Origin of the sequence: Algoriphagus sediminis (genome assembly GCF_030403435.1) — a bacterium.
Lineage (GTDB): Bacteria > Bacteroidota > Bacteroidia > Cytophagales > Cyclobacteriaceae > Algoriphagus > Algoriphagus sediminis.
In genome coordinates this window covers 366269-386460 of the sequence record NZ_JAUEPH010000003.1, presented here as the reverse complement: position 1 = coordinate 386460, position 20192 = coordinate 366269, and the positions used below count along the sequence as shown (strand labels likewise).

General features: G+C 42.0%; 6 protein-coding genes. 4 read left to right on the top strand and 2 right to left on the bottom strand.

Annotated elements, in window-relative coordinates; translation table 11 throughout:
* Positions 1-1203: an FIST signal transduction protein gene (locus QVH07_RS08095; protein ID WP_289999658.1), complete on the bottom strand. Its 1203-nt coding sequence runs from the start codon at positions 1201-1203 to the stop codon at positions 1-3.
* 250 nt (positions 1204-1453) lie between these two features.
* The gene (locus QVH07_RS08090) at positions 1454-4714 is read right to left on the bottom strand and encodes a S41 family peptidase (protein ID WP_289999657.1); all 3261 of its coding nucleotides are present in this window, start codon (positions 4712-4714) and stop codon (positions 1454-1456) included.
* Positions 4715-4921: 207 nt separating this feature from the next.
* On the opposite strand from QVH07_RS08090, the gene QVH07_RS08085 reads away from it, so the two are divergent.
* From QVH07_RS08085 to QVH07_RS08065, 4 genes are all read left to right on the top strand, one after another.
* Complete coding sequence (locus QVH07_RS08085) at positions 4922-7015, top strand: sensor histidine kinase (protein ID WP_289999656.1); 2094 nt, start codon at positions 4922-4924, stop codon at positions 7013-7015.
* A 141-nt stretch (positions 7016-7156) separates the two neighbouring features.
* Complete coding sequence (locus QVH07_RS08080; protein ID WP_289999655.1) at positions 7157-10432, top strand: ATP-binding protein; 3276 nt, start codon at positions 7157-7159, stop codon at positions 10430-10432.
* A gap of 72 nt (positions 10433-10504) precedes the next feature.
* On the top strand, positions 10505-14380 hold the full coding sequence (locus QVH07_RS08075) for a sensor histidine kinase (RefSeq protein ID WP_353890985.1): 3876 nt from the start codon (positions 10505-10507) through the stop codon (positions 14378-14380).
* Positions 14380-20187, top strand: a complete 5808-nt coding sequence (locus QVH07_RS08065) for an ATP-binding protein (protein ID WP_289999654.1) — start codon at positions 14380-14382, stop codon at positions 20185-20187. Before QVH07_RS08075 ends, QVH07_RS08065 begins: the two co-directional genes overlap by 1 nt.
* The last annotated feature ends 5 nt before the right edge of the window (positions 20188-20192 follow it).

The following is a 20192-nucleotide window of genomic DNA, read 5'->3' as shown; positions in this document are numbered from 1 at the left end:
TTATTTTTCAGCCAAAAAACAAAGGACACCGGTCCAATCTAATGGCTGAAGGAATTCCCCGACTCGTGCTACTTCTACACCTGAATAAAAGCCCGCCAATGGAATGTCCCCTACAGCCTTCTGTACCTCCTCTGCATCTTCAAACCCTACACCTGAGAATGGCCTAGCCCGACCTCCACAGTTAATATAAAAAGCAAAGACCGGATTCAGATTAGAAATTTGATCTTTGACTTCAGAAATTACAGACTCTAAATAATCAGGCTCAAGATTTCTACGCATAAGCTGAACTTCAGACCCTGGTGTCAAATCAGGCTCAAACATAACCAAGGCCTTATTCTCTTCATCAACGGCAAGAGTAAGTCGGTTTGCAAAATTTTTTTCCTGAAATTCACCAAACTTATCACCACGATTAATACCCAGAGTAACATTCATGGCAAAATCCTTCACATCGACCACATCCTTTCCACCCAAAAGCTCATGGATTTTATCCACTGCTGGAACTCCGTCAATTTCAAATACCACAGGTCCCTCTGCCTTAGTTACAGTCAGGTAATCGGAACAAGGATGGCAACCATGAAGAATAGTGGTTTCAAATTCACAATCACCGGATATCACTATCGCAACCACATGCTGGGAAACAACTTCGTCATTCACAAACTGATAGCATTGGGATAATCTCATATCAGCTAAAAAACCTCCTCCTGCACAGGGAATTCCAGCTGGAAGATGAGGCTCCAAAGCCGCAAATAAAGGTGTGGCAAAATTCAACATGGGTGGGTTTTGCTGCTTACTGGAATCATAAAAAACCATCAGAGCTTTTGGATCCTTGATTCCTCCAGATTTAATCTGCTTGCCTAGAGCATCACCTGCTTTGAATTCGTTCAAATTAATGTCTCCTTCAGCAAACACATCAAATTTGATTTTGTCCGAACTGAAAAGCGTCACACCCGTTTCGAAACCATCATATCCAATAAAGGAATCTGTAATAATTCCGAATGAAGTTCCTCCAGCTTTTGGGCATTCTGGAATAACTGAATTTACTCCTTTTAAAAATTCATGTGGATCGTGTTTGCCCCCACAAAAGATTAAGGCAAAATCAGCCCTCTCAATTTTGCCTTTATTTAATGCTGATGCCGTAGCTTCCTTACCAGCAGAAAAAGAGTCTGTTTGATTACTTTGGCCAATGCCGACTTTGGTTTCCATAAAATTTAATTCGTTTGGGATATAAAAAATAACTATTCAAATAATTAGTAGGACCCAATTAAGATCGATATAAACATATCTTTGCCCTCTTTCTTATTTGGTGAAAAATATACACAATTTCAAACTAGCAATTTTCATTTTTTTCGAATCCAATTATGATTTGACCATTGGAATAAGTTTCAATTTCTCCGGATTCGAGAATGAATATTCATAAAAAAAAGCGAAGTCTGAAACTTCGCTTTAATATCGATTAATTCTTCCCATTCTTAAAAGACTTGTCTGGGTATGCTGGTGGCTGTGGCACAGGTCTTGGGTCTGTCCTTATCAATTCTTTTAAATGCTCAATAGCTGCATCAAGCTGAGCATCCTCACCCTCAAATGTAGCCTTGGGCATATTGATCACTTCTATATCCGGAACAAAGCCATAACCTTCGATGAGCCATTCTCCTTCCTCTCCATAAACTCCATTCATCGGAGCCCTTGCGATACCATTATCTGTAAGTCTATTCACTCCTGAAAGCCAGACTTCCCCTCCCCAGGTCCTTGCACCGATAGCTTTGCCCAAGCCCAGTCTTCTGAACCCTTCTGCAAAAGCTTCGCCATCAGATGCAGTAAACTCATCAACGAGTAAAACCAGATGCCCTCTGAAGGAGTAAGGCATATTCCAGTAGGGCTCTCCATTCCTGCTTTTCCAATAGAAAAACACCTCCCGAATCAGCTTTTCTAAAATAAATGAATCAATATTTCCACCCCGGTTATGACGCACATCGATGACCAGACCCTTCTTTTTAAACTGAGGGTAAAAATCCCTGTACCATTGACTGATATCGCCAGAACCCATGGCTCTTAAGTGAACATAACCAATGTCTCCCTCACTGGCTTCCTCTGTCTTCATTCTTCGACTCCATTCCCATTCATTGTAGCGCAGATTATAATCCGCCCCAGAACTCATTGGCACTATGATTTCGTCACCTTTGTCAGCTCCATCTGATCCTAAATAGGAGATTCTTACTTGCTCTCCAGCTTTGTCCCTAAGCAAATAATGAATGTCCGGTACACTCATCACGGGAACCCCATCCACATGAGTAATTACATCCCCAACTTCAAAATCCACATGGGCATGTGCCAATGGTGACATCTCATCCGGATAGTCAGGATCACTTTGGTAAATATGCTCAATGGAGTATCCCTGCATCTTATCGTTTCTAGAGAATCTGGCACCGAGAGTACCAAAGCTGATATTATCCTCACCACTTCTTAGATCCCCTCCGCGGACTGAGGTGTGAAGTACGCTGAGCTCTCCTACCATTTCTCCGATCACATCTGATAATTCAGCCCTGCTGCTCACCCGATCTACGAAAGGCAAATACTTCTCATACATTGCGTCCCAATCTACTCCATGCATATTTCTGTCATAGAAATAGTCTCGCTCCATTCTCCAGGCATCCGTGTAAATCTGCTTCCAGTCCTCCCTCGGATCAATGGAGAATTTCCAGCCACTCAGATCCAGTCGAAACTTAGATGGATCCGAAACCGGTGAGGTTCCTAAGGGTACCACGTGATGGGTACTCCCCCGAGTAGCAAGAATATACTTGTTGTTGGCTGAAGGCGTGTACGAATTGATGTTTTTGAGGAATTCTTTCGGCTCCTCGTCTGGACCAATGGCCATCATCATGATGGTTGGGTTATCACGAGATGGAGCACCTCCTCCATAATAAACGCCCAAGCCGGGGCCCACTTGATGAAAGTAAATAGCTTTATCCGTGACCAAGAGATTCTTATAATTTCCCGCAGGAACCGGAACTTCATAGAGTCTTTCCATTAAACCATCCTCATCTATACTGACCGAAACCTCTGCACCATCCTCTTCCTTTTTTTCTTCTTCAGTAAGTTCTGTTTTAGGGTGAAATGGAGATGCCAACCCTTTTTTCAGTGCGATCTGGTAGATTTTCATCTGTTTCTCCCAGAAAGGCTCAGGCTGTCTTTGTCCCCAGGGGCTTCCCACTAAGGACTGAAAATTTCGATCTGATAAGAAGTACAACCAATTTCCATCATGACTCCATTGAGGGCTTAGCGAATTGATTCGGTCAGTGGTCACAGGGATATTTTTAGCTGCTGCTAAATCATAAATCCATATTTGAGAAAATGTATTACTCGCAGCTTGTCCATAAGCAAGAAACTTGCTATCGGGAGACCATGTGGGCATTGTAGTTAAATCCTCATCTGATTCGGTAACTTGAGTGCTTGCTCCACTGTTAATATCGAGAATCCATATTTTATTGTCCAAGTCAGAATAGGCCACCTTATTACCATCAGGCGAAGGAAGCAGATTTTGTCTTAAAACTTCCCCATCCGAAGTCAATGCTCTTCCCTCATCCAGTCCAAGGCTAGAATATGCATGAATTTCAAATTCTGAGCTTTCATCCGAAAAGACCAAAATCTCCTTTCCGTCACTGGAAAAAACAGCATCTCTGTACCTCACACCGTCTTTTCTACTCAAGCGTACCTCTCTTCCTTGCTTAGATGGAAACACAAAAACTCGTCCCCGAGCAGTGAGTGCCACCCGATCTCCATCATTGCTTACAGATGCATTGGTAATGTATTGCTCTGGATTAGTCACCCAGTTTTCCCGTAGTTGATCGAAATCTGAAACCAAACTTATGGCTAGCTGCTGTTCACTTCCAGATCCCAAATCCATCAACTTTAAATCCGCTCCAACCCGGTAGACCAATTGGTTCTCAGATAAGGAAAACTCTCTGACATCGAATGTGTCTTCGGTCGTAAGCTGAGTAAGATTGGAGCCCTCAGTACTCATTGACCAGACATTCATAATTCCGTCCCTTGCGCTTAAAAAGTACACTTTATCACCATGATGAACCGGGTGATGGTCTTCTCCGTCGTAGTCCTGAGTTAGTCGAACTGCCTCTTCAGCCCCGTCTGTATATTTCCAGATTTTTCGGGCTGTTCCTCCCTCGTATCGCTTGGTTACATTATTATGAAAGGAGGGTCGTACAAAGTAAACGTCGCTACCATCTTCTGAAAAGGTTCCTTCAGCCGCCAGGGAAAGCGGAACAAACTCCTTCTCCAAATTTTCCACATTCACCAGAACAGTCCTCAGCCTGGGAAGGGTAGAATATTGAGTGGTCATATAAGCTACCTGTTCATTCCCTTTCCATCCCGTGGGAGTAGAACTTGACGCCTCATAAGTAAGCCGTTTTGGTAGGCCTCCTTGAATAGAAATAACATAAACCTCTGTCGGTCCTTCATAGCTAGCTGCATAGGCCACCCATTTTCCATCTGGTGAAAGTTTGGGGTCGGACTCGTCCCCTGGATGTGTGGTGAGGCGAATGGCAGATCCACCACTCGCGGAAACCTTCCAAATATCTCCTTCGGAGACAAAGACAATTTGATCGCCGGAAATATCCGGATGCATAAAGTATCCAGATTGAGCATGGCTGATCAGTGAAAAAAGAGTTGCCGTGAAAAAGGCAAGAAATAATTTTAGCTTCATTTTTCTAAGGTTCAAATACAGAAAATTGCACTATGTGAATAATGATTGTATCAATCGGATTGAATATATTGATAAAAAATTGTTTTGATCCACCTCCCATAAAAAACTAATCGACCCCTTAAGGTCAGGTAAAACTTTTTAGGGTCTAATAAAATTTTCCAGGAATCTGATCCGATGAAATATCTCTTTTTTATTTCCGCTTTTCTAATGTCATTTTTTGTCCAGGGACAAGAAAAGGATATAGCCAGGCTGCAAACAGATCTAGATTCAGCATATGTTACCATGTCGCTTAACTGGCACTACTCCAAAGGAGATGACCTAAGCTGGAAAGAATTTGATTATGACGACTCAGGCTGGAAGACCTTTTCAAATTGGCAATTGGCAATGCTGGACTCTGTTGACCAAATAGAAGAAAATGAAGTTTTTTGGTTCAGGAAATACATAAGCTCAGACACTCAATATGACTCAGTTATGTTTCAATTGTTCCAAAGAGGAGCCGCTGAAATTTATCTGAATGGAGATAAGATTTTAGAAGTTGGAAAAATCGGGACTGAACCGGAAGGGATTCCCTATCAAGGAAACTTTAGTTTAGCTAGTCTGGATTCTGGCAAACAATATGTCATTGCCATCAGATACCAATATATCCATACTAACAGGTTTTTTCCAGAAAGGAACAGCCCACACCTATTTCTCAGGATGGGGTCAAATTCCTATGCGAAGTCCGATGGGTATACCTTGAAAGTTGTGCGATCAGACATTGAAGACTTCAAGCCCATCATTTTTATGATCTTGGGGACTGTAACTTTTTTGACACTTCTTTTTCTTGGCATATGGATTTATACCAGAGAAAGAGAAAATCTGTACCTCAGTTTGTTAAACTTAAGTATAGTTTTATCAGGATTTGCATCTATAGAAACGCTGTACATAGGTCAAAGGGTTGAACTGAGTACTTTGAACAACCTCTTTGGAGCGGCAGGATTTGTTTTAATTCTGCTTTTAGCATTCGAGTTGCTTGAAAGGAAGAAAGATCTGTGGTTAAAAATCGTGGTTTTTGCCTCTATAATCCCGGTTATTTTGGGATATTTTGATATAGCCGAGATTCCAAGGACCATCTACTCGCTTTTGATCCTTATATCCATTTATCGCGCTTGTTACCTCCAAAGGAGTTCGCACAAAATCCCGTCAAGAATCATAGCCACCCTTACCTCAATTTTTTTAATCCCTCCAATATTGGGAGGAATTTGGACAATTCTAGGTTTAGAAACTGGAGGGCTGGATACATTAAGTCAATTTACAGGTTTAGCTATACCACTTGGATTCGGAGCTTATGTGGTAGGAACACTTGGAAAAAGAACCAAAAAACTTAAAAAAAACCTGGCTGAAGTCGAAAGATTATCCAAAGAGCGGGAAGAAATTCTTGCTTCGCAAAATGAAAAACTTGAAAAGCAAGTAGCCAAAAGAACAAAAGACTTAAAGGAGTCTCTGGAAAACCTAAAATCAACTCAAGCACAGCTGATACAATCTGAAAAGATGGCCTCTCTCGGAGAGCTTACCGCGGGAATCGCTCATGAGATTCAGAACCCTCTAAACTTTGTAAATAATTTTTCAGAAGTAAGTGTTGAATTAGTGGATGAAATCAATGAAGAAATCGAGAAGGGAGATCTTGAAGAAGTCAAGTTCATCGCTAAGGACTTAAAAGAAAACCTTTCGAAAATCAATCATCATGGAAAGCGTGCAGGGGAAATTGTACGTGGCATGCTTGAGCATAGCAGAAAGAGCGATGGTGAAAGAGAAGAAACTGATCTTAATGCTTTGGCAGATGAATACTTGAGGTTGAGCTACCATGGACTAAGGGCCAAAGACAAAAGCTTTCAATCGGACTTTGAAACAGATTTAGATTCCAGGATCCCAAAACTGGAAGTCAACGCTTCTGACATCAGCAGGGCGTTTTTGAACCTTATCAACAATGCCTTCTATGAAGTAAATAAAAAGGCCAAAAAAAATCAGAACTCCTCATTCCTGCCCAAGGTGCTTGTAAAAAGTAAGCTTATAGAAATGGATGGGAATCCTACTGGGGTAGAATTCTCAGTGGTCGATAACGCAGACGGCATACCTGCCAAAGCAAAGGACAAAATCTTCCAGCCTTTCTTCACCACTAAGCCCACTGGGCAAGGGACAGGTCTGGGCCTTAGTTTGAGCTACGACATCATTAAGGCACATGGAGGCGATCTAAGGGTAAAAAGCAAGGAAGGTGAAGGTACCGAAATGATCATTTACTTACCTATTGTGATTCAAGATTAATGGATAGTAAGAAAATAGGGAGGGGAAATAAAGATTAAAAGTAAGTAAGGGGAAGGAAGTGAATTCATTATCAGTCTTCCTACCTATTGATTTTGAGTAAATTATGACATGAGAAGTACACCCATAATTAAACATAATATCATGAAGAGATTTTTTTCATCTTTCAGATTGGTTGCAACCACCGCGTTGTATACCGCAATGCTTTTTGGCTTTTGCCAAAATTCCTTAGGCCAAATAAATTTCTCTAAGGCTGTCCCGAGTTTCACCAATTATGTGGTGGGTGACGATAATTTAGCAGGACAGCAAGTCTGGAACGTCAATCAAAATAAGGAGGGCTTTCTTCTCGTGGGTACTAGTTCTGGTCTACAGAAGTTTGACGGTAAAAGTTGGGAGCTTCTGGCTTCACCCACTACGGAGTTCAACACCAATGTGAGGTCAACTTTGCTTGCTTCAGACAGTACCTTCTACTTTGGATCACTGGGAGATTTCGGGATTGTCACCAAGGACTCTCTAGGGAACACCATAGAGAAATCACTGCTTGCTAATTTTCCAGCGGATATGGTCTTTAATGACATTTGGTCCATCAGGGAAAGTAAAGGGAAAATTTATTTTCAGGCTAGGGAGGCCATTTTTGTTTACACTCCAGGCACGGAGACTGAAGGCAGTAATATCAAAGTGTGGAAGCCGGACACAAATTTTATGTATGGTTTTAGCTTCAATGATACCTACTACACTCATCAAATGAATCTGGGTCTATTTAAAGAGGAAAATGGGGCCTTGACCTTGGTGGAGGGTAGCGAGTTTTTAGGTGAAGACAGAGTACAAGTTTTATTGCCCTATGGAGATTCAGAAGGCTTTCTTGTGGGTGCTTTTGCCGGTGGACTTTATCACTATGATGGACAAAATTTCACTCCTTTCCCCACAGAAATAGACGATCTTCTTCAAGAAAGAAGCCTTTACAAAGCCCTTGCCCTTCCTGACAGTACATATGCGCTAAGTGTGCTTGGCAATGGATTTTTTATCATCGATCAGGAAGGTAAAATGAAGGCTCATTATAACGTTAAAAACTCTATTACAGATCAAAGTGTGTATGCTTTTCATTTAGACAACACATCAAACTTATGGGTTGGGACCAACAGTGGGCTTTCGAAAATTGAAATCTTTTCACCTGTCTCTAGAATTGATTCTGATGAATACGAAATCGGCAGCCCGCTATCCTTAAGTGCCTATGACGATAATTTATATATCGGTACCTCTACCAGTGTCCTATATCTAGACAAATCGGACGGAGTGGTCAAGCAGGTAGAGGGTGTAGGAAACACTCAAGTTTTTGATCTCGAAGCTGATGGAAACCAAATGCTAAGCACAGGTGTAGGCATCTATGAAATAAAAGGCAGAGAAGCAAAAACGATCCCGGGTACGGATGCATTACAATCCCTGAGAGTTATAAAATCTAAATTTCACCCTAGCTATTTGTTTGTAAGTGGAGGGTTTGGGATTACTGTAATGAGAAGAGAGAAGGAGGCAAATGGGGAATATGATTACGAAATCGTTGGTTCAATTAATGGAGTTGATCGTTCGGTTTATTCTCTCGCGGAAAACGCGGAGGGAGAATTATGGGGCGGAACTCAGGCAGGAATTCTTTTTAGGGTTATTTTTCAAAAAACCGCCTCAGGTAACCTGGACGTGGCTAATGCCAGCGTGCAGGAGTATGGTGAAAAAGATGGGGTAAGAGGGCTTTCGGGTTTAGCCGCAGGACCAATTGAAGGTAAAGTTTATACTTCTGGAATTGACGGATTCTATTTCTTCAATACGAGTACTAATGAATTCGAGCGTGACCCAGTTTTCAGCTTCTCGGATGAGGTGGCCAATATAAATTTGGATACTTACGGATTGGCAGTTTCGGAGTTAGGTCATGTTTATCTCGATTTTAAGGGGGAAAAGCGCCTGGCCGTACGACAAGAAGATGGTAGCTTCAAACTCCAATCGTATCCCTTTAATTTGATTACTGCTAGTGCAGTGGCTTCTGGTTATACCGAGCCCAATGGGGTGGTTTGGTTAGGTACAGACGGAGGACTGCTCAGACTAGATCCAAATAGTGATTATAAAACAGACCATCCTCTGCCCTTATATTTCAGTGGAGTATCAACTGGAGAAGGTCCCATATCTACCTTGAAAGAAGGTGTAGAAATCCAGTTTAAAGGGAATTCCATACGTTTTGATTTTACAGCACCTTTCTTTATCAGAGAAAACCAGATTGAATACCAGACATTTTTAGAGGGCCTTGATGAAGAGTGGTCAGAATGGGGAGAGACTACTTATCGTGAATTTTCGAATCTTCCTTACGGTAGTTATACCTTTAAAGCAAGAGCTAGGAATACGTTTGGAACCATTTCAAACGAGATCAGCTATTCCCTCGAAATCCTTCCTCCTTGGTATGCTACCTGGTGGGCATTTGTGCTTTACTTCATTCTTTTTGCTTTAATCGTGTACGCAGTGGTGAAATTCCAGACAGCCAGGGTATTAGCCCGTGAAAAAGAAAAGAATCGGGAAAAGGAATTGGCGCAGGCCAAAGAAATCGAGAAAGCCTACGAAGGACTCAAGGCCACACAGGCTCAGCTGATCCAATCCGAAAAAATGGCTTCACTGGGTGAGCTGACGGCAGGGATTGCTCATGAAATTCAGAATCCATTAAATTTTGTGAATAACTTCTCTGAGCTTAACCAAGAGCTTATTGATGAGCTTCATGAAGCACTGAAAAAAGGAAATCTCGAGGAAGTGAAGGAGCTCGTGGCTAGTATTCAGGCCAATGAAGCTAAAATCGTTCAACATGGAAAAAGGGCTGATTCCATAGTAAAAGGAATGCTCCAGCACAGTCGATCAAGTTCAGGAGAAAAGCAGCCCACCAATCTCAATGTATTGGCTGAAGAGTACCTGAAGCTTTCCTATCACGGACTTCGTGCAAAAGACAAATCTTTCACAGCAGACTACAAAACTGAATTTGATCCAGATTTGCCGAAAGTTCCTGTTGTTCGACAAGATATCGGTAGAGTTTTATTGAACCTGATAAACAATGCCTTCTACGCTTGCGCTGAGCGGAAACGATGTGTGATTTCCGGAGAAGAAGAAATGAACGAATCCTATAAACCAAAGGTATCCGTGCAATCCCGATTGGTAGATTTAGGCGGTATAGGTGGAGTGGAGATTTATGTCAAAGACAATGGTGGAGGAATTCCTAAATCCATCATTGAAAAAATCTTCCAGCCCTTCTTTACCACCAAGCCTACAGGCAGCGGAACCGGATTGGGCTTAAGCTTAAGCTATGATATCATCAAGGCACATGGTGGTGACCTTAGGGTGAAAAGCAAGGAAGGTGAAGGTACCGAAATGATCATCTATTTACCTATTGAAGAATAGTGCCATTGCACTATTCAATACTTCAAAAATCAAAAAAACGACAGTAATCACCATCCAAGTTTACCAAAAACTATGAAACTTTTCTTTTCTAAATCGATCCTAATTTTTCTGCTACTTCTCACTTTCATTTGGGTAAACTCTGAAGAAGTACCGGCTCAAGAAATCAGCTTAGAAACGATTTCTATATCTAATGGTCTGGCTTCTCCAAATGTGAGAGCACTTATTCAAGATGATTATGGGCTTATTTGGTTGGGCACCGCAAATGGTATTCAAAGTTATGATGGTTTTACCTGGAAGACCTACCGAAATATCATAGGAGATTCTACTAGCTTACAACACAATACTGTAATCGATATTGCTAAGGATTCTCTTCAAAACCTTTGGATAGGAAATGAATTAGGTGCAACATACTACGATCGTGCAAAGAACATTTTCAAGAATTACAATTTCGATTCAATATTTCAAACCGCTGGTATTGGCCGAACACCTGGTGTGCTGGTGGATTCACAAGGGAGGGTCTGGGCAGGAACATTAGCATTTGGGATATTACGGTTTGACCCTAAAAAAGACACATGGGTAATGGCTCCTTATACCCAGATCAACGGTAGAGAAGCGGTACATAGCGGGTTTGCAAGGCTCATCTATGAGGATCGAAACGGTGGAATTTGGGGTGCTTCTACTGAGCACGGTCTATTACATTTGGCAAAAGGATCGGAATTGTTCGTCCCAATAAAATTTCCTGAAGGAAATGATTTCAACTCCCTCGAAAATTTAATAACCGCGTTTTATTCTGACCAAGATGGTATCCTTTGGTTTACCAGCAGAAAAGGAATATACAAATACAACCCAGCCACCAATGATCTCAAAACTATCGTCGAATATGACTACCTAAATGGAGATGTAAGCACATTTTTCAACTCCATCAAGGAGGATTATGAGGGAAACATCTGGATCATGAATAACATAAGAGGTGTCTATAAATTTAAAGGGAATACCGATCAATATGAAGAAGTAATCATCCCGGGAAATAGGAGGGTAAATTCAGGAGGCTGGACCATAAGGTTCACCGAATTGATAATGGATCGGAGTGGGATCTTCTGGTTTGGATCTCTAACCGACGGACTATTTAAATACGACCCATTAAGCCAACCGTTTAAATTTTACACACATGACCCACAAAACAACAAGACTATAAGTTCTGGCGGCGCATTTGGTTTGTTTGCTTCCAAAAACAACCCGGGTAAGGTTTTTATGGGTACTCGAGGAAATGGGATCAATGTACTTAATGAATCGGACGGCTCTATTCAAAAGGTAGCTTTTAATTCGGCCAATGACATGTTTGGAGGCTCAGCAAGAGCTATTTATGAGCAGACAGATGGCACACTTTGGATCGGTACCTGGGGAGATGGTCTCATCAAAATGGACCAAAACTATAATGAAATCAAACGGTATAAGCGAGATGCCTTGAGCCAGGAAAAGGGTTTACCCAACGATCAGGTTAGGGTAATTCGGGAAGACAAAACCGGGAAAATATGGGTGGGTACTAATGGAGGACTAACCGTCTTCGACCCCAAGACAGAATCATTTGATGAAATAGTGAGTCAATACGCACAAACCTACTCAGATGAAATTATTTCCCAAATAAAAACCTGGCTTGTGGAGGACAAAGAAATTGCGAGTATTGAACGAGTGGGACAAAGCGAAGAGTTAACCCAAGGTTTCGAAATCGCTGAAAGGGGAACCTACTTTTTGGTGACAGTTGGTGAAGGTGATCCTGCAAGTATGGCTGATTATGGTTGGCTTCAAAACTCCACAGGTGAAACCGTCGTGGGAATAGAATCTATTGATGATACTTTCTGGGCTGGAGGGAGCCCCAAAAACCGACTACAAATCACACAAATCGAATTAAACCCCGGCACTTACTCCCTACGCTACTCCTCAGACGACAGTCACCACTTTAATGATTTTAATGCACCTGAACCGGACCTACTTCCCCTCTATGGCATCGCCATCTTCAAGCAAGAGGCGGATATCCGAAGCGAATCCACAGTGGTCAATGTAAATGAACAGAATGCCGAAATAATCATTCAAGATTCCAATATCTCTGACATCGAGATTGGAGAAAAATACATTTGGGTTGCAAGTATCAATGCTGGAGTGACTCGTATAGATCCAGCCACCAATTCCACAAATTACTACACCAGTGACCCCTCAGATCCCTCCACTTTGAGTGATAAGCAAGTCTATGATGTATTAGAAAAAGATGGACAACTATGGATGGCGACTTATGGAGGCATTAATATCTTAGATATTGAAGCTGATGAATTAAGCTATTTCACGGAGCAAGATGGGCTGCCAACCAATTTCATTGAGACTGTTTTACCTGGAGAAAATGGAGAAATGTGGTTTTCCACGCAAAATGGTCTAATCCAAATGATGCAAAATGAAGCATTGGACAAGGTTACTTTTATCAATTACAACGAAGACGATGGCATAGGTGGGGAATCCTTTCTCTCTCTGGCGGCAGATAAAACTCCTGATGGCAATTTCTATTTTGGAGGAGATCATGGCCTGACCACCTTTTCTACGATTACTTCAAATAAAGTCCCCCCTTCGGTCATTTTTTCAAATCTCTTGATCTCCAATCAATCTGTCTATGATATGAAGGAAAACTCTCCTTTGGAAGTCGATTTATTGGCAACAAAGGAGGTTAAGCTTAAACATGATCAAAATGACTTGAGCTTTGAATTTGCAGCCTTACACTATGCCAATCCTTCTAAAAACCAATATGCCCATATGATGGAAGGCTTGGATCAAGACTGGATTTATGACAACCGGAACTTTGCAGCCTATACCAATCTTGAGCCTGGGACTTATACCTTCAAAGTAATCGCTTCCAATGCTTATGGGGTGTGGAATGAAGTCCCGAAATCCATAATTGTGACCATTCTTCCTCCATGGTGGAAGACTTGGTGGGCCTATTCATTCTATGCCTTTCTTTTGGTAATGATAGGTTTTGTTTCCTATTCCGGGTTGAAACGAAGAATTCGAATGAAAGAAAGGGCCCAAAGTCTTGAGCGAGAGGTAGCCCAGGCAAAGGAGATCGAAAAAGCCTATACAGAACTAAAAGCGACACAGTCTCAACTTATTCAAGCCGAAAAAATGGCATCTCTTGGTGAACTGACTGCAGGTATAGCCCATGAAATCCAAAACCCGCTGAACTTTGTCAATAACTTCTCAGAAGTAAGTGAGGAACTGATTGATGAAATGAATGAGGAGCTGGAAGGTGGAAACCTTGAAGAGGCAAAGGCTATTAGTAAAGACCTAAAGGAAAACCTGAGTAAAATCAATCATCATGGCAAGCGGGCAGACTCCATAGTCAAAGGAATGCTCGAACATAGCAGAAGCAGTGACACAGAAAAAAAACTGACCAATCTAAATGCCCTGGCAGATGAATTTCTTCGTCTAAGTTATCATGGGCTTAGAGCAAAGGATAAGAGTTTTTCAGCTGACTTTGAAACGGACTTGGATTCAAATATTCCTCGGGTAAAAGTAGTTTCTCAAGACATAGGAAGGGTATTTCTCAATCTGATTAATAATGCCTTCTATGCCTGTTCTGAGCGGAAAAAATCTGTGATTTCCGGAGATGAACAAAATGCCGACTCTTACAAGCCTAAGGTATCCGTCCAATCCCGCTTGGTAGATTTAGGCAGTATCGGTGGAGTGGAGATTTGTGTCAAAGACAATGGTGGGGGAATTCCTAAATCCATCATTGATAAAATCTTCCAGCCCTTCTTTACCACCAAGCCTACAGGTAGTGGAACTGGATTGGGTTTAAGCTTAAGCTATGATATCATCAAAGCACATGGCGGTGACCTTCGGGTGAAAAGTATAGTAGGTGAAGGCACCGAAATGGTCATTTATTTACCCATTGAGCCCGAAGATTGATGGACAGTAAGAAAAATAGGGAGGAGAAAGCTCTACAACTATATAATTTTTTCTGGGATAGCTATATCAAAGGAGACTTAGAATCATTTGCCTCCACGCTTGACGAGGAATTTGAAATGATCGGTACCTCCGAAAGCGAGATTGCACATAATAAGGCAGAAGGAATTGCTTTTTTTAAGGATCAACTTGAAGAGGTGATCGGAAAAGCTGACATGAGAAATCGTCAAATTTCCTCCAAATCAATCAATGACCTTGTATTCATCAATGAAAGCTGCGACATCTACGTGTATGGAGAACCGGAATGGACCTTCTATTCCAAAATCCGAATATCCACATTTCTCCGTGAAACTGAATCCGGTTGGAAAGTTCTTCAACAGCATGGTTCCCTTCCCGATATGCGTGTACAGGAAGGAGAAACAATGGCGATCGAAAAAATCAACCGGGAAAATCTGGAGCTTCGCGATGCTGTAAAAAGGCGAACCATTGAGCTGGAAAATAAAAGCCGCGAGTTGGAGATTGAAGCCTCGCTCGAGCGAGTGCGAGGAGCAGCTATGGGGATGAAAAAGGCAGAAGACTTACTAGATGTTTGTAAAGTGATTTCGAATCAGCTGGAAGATTTTGAAGTTGATCAAATCCGAAACATTCAGATAGCCATCATTGATGAAAAGGCAGGTCTCTATACCTGTTACCAGTATTTCCCAGCTTATAAGGAGACCATCATCGAAGAAACCGAATATCTCAAAAATCCTGTCGAGCAGGAAATGGTCCTCAAGATGCTTGCCTCACGTGATGGCCACTTTATGGGTCATATGGAAGGGAAAGCGCTGAAAGAATTTGAGGCCCATAGGAAAGAGGAAAATCATTTCCCCGATCCTTTGATAGAGGAAAGCTCCGAATTGGGGTACTGCTTTCTTTCTATTGGTGAAGGTGGACTGGGAATCACTCGCTATAAAACAATCAAGGAAGAAGAATTAAATCTATTTAAGCGATTCCATCAGGTCTTTTCCTTGGCCTATCAGCGATTCAGAGATATCCAAAAAGCCGAAGCACAGGCAAGGGAGTCAGATATACAACTGGCCCTTGAAAGAGTAAGAGCCAGGACCATGGCCATGCAGCATTCCGATGAATTGACTGAAGCTTCTCAGGTTTTGGATCAGCAAGTCAGAGCTTTGGGAATAGATACCTGGGGCTGCGCATTTCATATCTATGCCGATGATCCAGAAGGTGACTACGAATGGTTCAGCAGCAAGGCTGGAACCCTTCCTTTTTATAAAACTCCCAGAGAGAATTTCTTTTTAAAGTTTTACGAGAAGGGAAAAGCTGGAGAAACTTTCCATGTAGAGGAATTTCTGGGAGAAGCCTGCAAGGCGCATTATGAGTACATCATGACCATTCCGGTGATGGGTGATGCCTTACGGGAAGTAGTGGCATCAGGAGGTTCTTTACCCGAGTCACAATATGACCATATTGCATTTTTCAAGCATGGCTTCCTTCTTTTTATTACCTACCAACCGGTACCAGAGGCCCATGATATTTTTCAGAGGTTTTCAAAGGTATTCGAGCAAACCTACACCCGCTTCCTCGATCTCCAAAAAGCAGAAGCCCAAGCTAGAGAAGCCCAGATTGAAGCGGCGCTTGAAAGAATCAGATCGCGCTCCATGGCCATGCATAAGACCAGTGAACTATCAGAGGTCATCCTAGTACTGTTCAAGCAATTCGAACATTTAAACTTGGTCGTTGATACTTGCTATATTGATATTTTTGACGAAAATAATCAGGCATTTAATCTCTGGATTGGAGCGAGTACAGCGATTTATCCCAAGCAAGTAAGACTCCCCTACTTCGATCATCCCATTCACAACCTGAACAAAGATGCGAGAGAAAATGGTATTGAGTTCTTCACTTTTGACGAAGACAAAAAATCAAAGAAGGTTTACTTTGACCATTTTTATCCTAATGCCAAGGGTATAGATGTTCCAGAAGATCGCAAAGAATTTATAGCACAAGGAATAGGGATGACTGGTTCGTCTACACTTGGCATCCACTCGGGCATCACAATGTTCAATTACCAGAAAATCATTTATTCTGAGGAAGAAAATATTATCCTTAAACGGATGAATAAAGTCTTTCAACAGACCTACACCCGTTTCCTCGATCTCCAAAAAGCAGAAGAACAGGCACGGGAAGCTCAGATTGAAGTGGCTTTAGAGCGAGTTAGAGCCGCTGCAATGGCGATGAGGCATAGTGAGGATTTAAAGGAATGTACCAAGGTAGTTTTCGACGAACTGGAAAAGTTGGAGTTGAATATGGAACGAAGTGGTATAGGCATTTTCGATCCAGACACGAGAGATTGCCAGCTTTATACCACAGTGGAAAATCCTGAAGGCAAAAAGGAATTGAGCTTGGGAGTAACCTCTTTGACCATTCACCCTTTGCTCGTCCAAACCTTTGAAGCCTGGGAAAAGCAAGAAGCCTTATCTTATACTTTGGAAGGCAAGGATCTAAAAAATTACTACGACATAGTTTCTCATAGTGAATTTATCCTCTCAGAAGAAGTTCTTGAAAAATCATCTGCTTTACCAAAAGAGTATTACCACTACTGCCCTTTTAGTGCCGGCGGCTTATACTTTTTTTCAGATATAAAACCGACAGCAGAAGACAAAACTATCATTAAGAGATTCGCTGAGGTTTTCGATTTGACCTATACCCGCTTCCTTGATCTCCAAAAAGCTGAAGCACAGGCAAAAGAGAACCAAATCCAACTAGCACTTGAAAGGATCAGAGCCAGGACGATGGCAATGCAAAAAAGTGAAGAACTCTCCGAAACAGCATCCGTTTTATTCCAACAATTTATTGAGCTAGGCTATGAAACTGAAAGAATCAACATAGGGATAATAAGAGAAGACCAGCGATTCATAGAGTTTTGGTCTACCGAACAAGGAGGCAATGCCATAAGTCAAGTATTTAAAGGATCAATCGATGAGCCAACGAGCATCAAGAAGTTTTATGAAGGATGGGTGAATAAAGAGGAATCAATCGAAGTGAGCCTTGAAGGGGAAGAATTAAAAAACTGGATGTCCTATGTAATAGATGTATTGAAGATTCCCACTCAGGAAAGTTTAATCTCCGATCGCAGATTTCATACCTGTGCTTATTTTTCTAATGGCTTGCTTATTAGCACCAACCCAAAACCACTTTTACCCGAAACCCTTGAAATACTAAAACGCTTCGCAAAAGTTTTCGAACAAACCTATACCCGCTTTTTAGACCTACAAAAGGCAGAAGCGCAGGCGAGAGAGGCCCAGATAGAATCCGCTCTGGAGCGGGTTCGCTCCAAAACTATGGCAATGCATACCAGCCAGGATGTTGGCAATACCATGGTCCTATTATTCGATGAGCTCAGAGACCTGGGGATTCAGGCCAACCGAAGTGGAGTTTTGATTATGAATAAAGATGGCTCCTCTGAACTCTGGACTGCCAAGATAAATTCCGAAAATATCGTAGAACTCTTCCCATGGAAGCTGGATATGTCTATGAATCATATGACCCTTGCGGTATATGAGGGGTGGAAGAATCAAGAAAACCTTATTAATTATCTCTTTGAGGGAAAGGATCGCAAAGATTACTATCAAACTCTTAACGAATCTCCTGACATCCCGATCCAATTTAATATCGAAGAGCTTTCTGAAAGGGAGTTCACGTCTGCATGCTATTTTAAAGAAGGGGGAATATATATTTTCTCCCCTGAAAGAATCTCAGAGGATCACGCCAATATTCTTGCACGATTTGCATCTGGTTTTGGGCAAACTTACCGAAGATACCTCGATCTGGTTTTGGCAGAGACCCGGACTAGAGAAGCTCAGATTGAGGCGGCTCTGGAAAGGGTAAGGGCTAAAGCCATGGCCATGCATAGTTCAAGCGACCTTTCAGATGCTTCAAGTGTAGTATTTGACGAACTCAGACATTTAGGAATAGTACCCTTACGTTCTGGAATCGGGTTAATAGACAAAGCGACAAGGAGAGGAACTATGTTTGCCGCTCATTCAGCTGGCGAAGGCAACACACTGAGTCTTATCGGTGAAATCAAATTAAGCAACCATGAATTGCTTGATAATATTTTTGAAAACTGGCTGAAAAAAGAAATCTACACTCCGGTACTCAATGGGGAAGAGTTAGAGTCATACTATGACCTATTACTGTCAAGCTATGAGGATATGCCCAAACCGAAATTCTCACCTGATGAAGTCCAATACGGTTACTTTATTCCCTTTACACACGGATCTTTCTACTCCTGGACAAACAAACCTTTCGAGAAAGAAGAACTTTCCACAATAAAGAAATTCGGCTCTGTCATAGACTTAACCTATAAAAGGTTTTGCGACCTTCAACAAGCAGAAGAACGTGCTCTTGCAGCAACAAGACAAGCATCATTTGATCGGGTTCGAGGTGAAATAGCCTCAATGAGAACTACTTCAGATCTGAATAGAATTACTCCCTTGATTTGGCAAGAACTTACTCACCTGGGTGTTCCATTTTTCAGATGTGGAATTTTCATAATCAAGGAAGATGAAAAAATGGTACATGCCTATTTATCAACCCCCACTGGAGAAGCTTTGGCAGGACTTCATATTGGTTTCGAGGAAGAGGAGATTGGAATGATTAAACCTTCCATCGAAAACTGGAGGCAACAAAAAATCTACACTGAGGAATGGGATAAGGAGCTTTTCTTAAGAAACATGCAGAACTTTATCCGAAGGGGTGATGTAAAAAATCCAAAAAAATATCAAGCCGGTGATACCCCTCCTGAGCGCCTGGTATTGCATTTGGTTCCCTTTCGGCAAGGAATGCTCTACGTTGGAAATTCTGAATTGCTAGAGCAAAAGCAAATTGAGTTGGTTCAGACTCTTGCGGATTCCTTTTCCGTAGCCTATTCTCGATATGAGGATTTTAATGCCCTAGAAAATGCTAAGTCAAAGATCGAAAATACGCTGACAGAACTGAAAGCTGCCCAAGAACAACTCGTGCAACAAGAGAAGCTCGCATCACTCGGTCAGCTCACCGCAGGCATTGCCCATGAGATCAAAAATCCACTGAACTTTGTAAATAACTTCTCCGACCTCAGTTGTGAGCTGATTGATGAAGTCTTTGAGGAACTCGAAAAACTTGAGCCCTCGGAAACCAAAGAGGAAATCATCGCTATTCTGGAGGATGTAAAAAGTAATCTGAGCCGGGTCCATGAGCACGGAACCCGCGCCGATGGTATTGTCAAATCCATGCTGCAGCATAGCCGGGCCTCAGGTAGTAAGCGCGAACCCACGGCTTTTAACCCCTTGGTGCAGGAATTTGTAAATCTTTCTTTCCATGGAATGCGGGCGGCTAAGTCTCCTATCAATGTGGAAATTGACGTGCAGCTTGATCCCGATGTAGGTGATGTGACACTGATCTCGGAGGACTTTTCCCGAGTGATTCTGAATCTCTGTAACAATGCCTTTGATGCCATGCGGGACAAACTCAAACAGACCCCGGACTATCTTCCAAAACTCACCGTCAAGACTTCCTTGGAAAATGACAATGTAATTCTTTCGATTGCAGACAACGGACCCGGAATCCCTGAGGAGATTAGGGACAAGATTCTTCAGCCATTCTTTACGACTAAAAAAGGCACAGAAGGAACAGGCCTTGGGTTAAGTATCACTCATGATATTATCAAGGCGCATGGTGGGGAGTTGAGAGTAGAAAACAAATCGGATACTGAAATGAATAAGGGAACAACTTTTCTAATCACACTACCAATCTCTAAAAATTAACAACA

What these genes read in the sequence shown, in the direction of transcription:
- QVH07_RS08090 (WP_289999657.1), bottom strand. Translation starts at nt 4,714, where the DNA reads ATGAAGCTAAAATTATTTCTTGCCTTTTTCACGGCAACTCTTTTTTCA.
- QVH07_RS08065 (WP_289999654.1), top strand. Translation starts at nt 14,380, where the DNA reads ATGGACAGTAAGAAAAATAGGGAGGAGAAAGCTCTACAACTATATAAT.
- QVH07_RS08075 (WP_353890985.1), top strand. Translation starts at nt 10,505, where the DNA reads ATGAAACTTTTCTTTTCTAAATCGATCCTAATTTTTCTGCTACTTCTC.
- QVH07_RS08080 (WP_289999655.1), top strand. Translation starts at nt 7,157, where the DNA reads ATGAAGAGATTTTTTTCATCTTTCAGATTGGTTGCAACCACCGCGTTG.
- QVH07_RS08095 (WP_289999658.1), bottom strand. Translation starts at nt 1,203, where the DNA reads ATGGAAACCAAAGTCGGCATTGGCCAAAGTAATCAAACAGACTCTTTT.
- QVH07_RS08085 (WP_289999656.1), top strand. Translation starts at nt 4,922, where the DNA reads ATGTCATTTTTTGTCCAGGGACAAGAAAAGGATATAGCCAGGCTGCAA.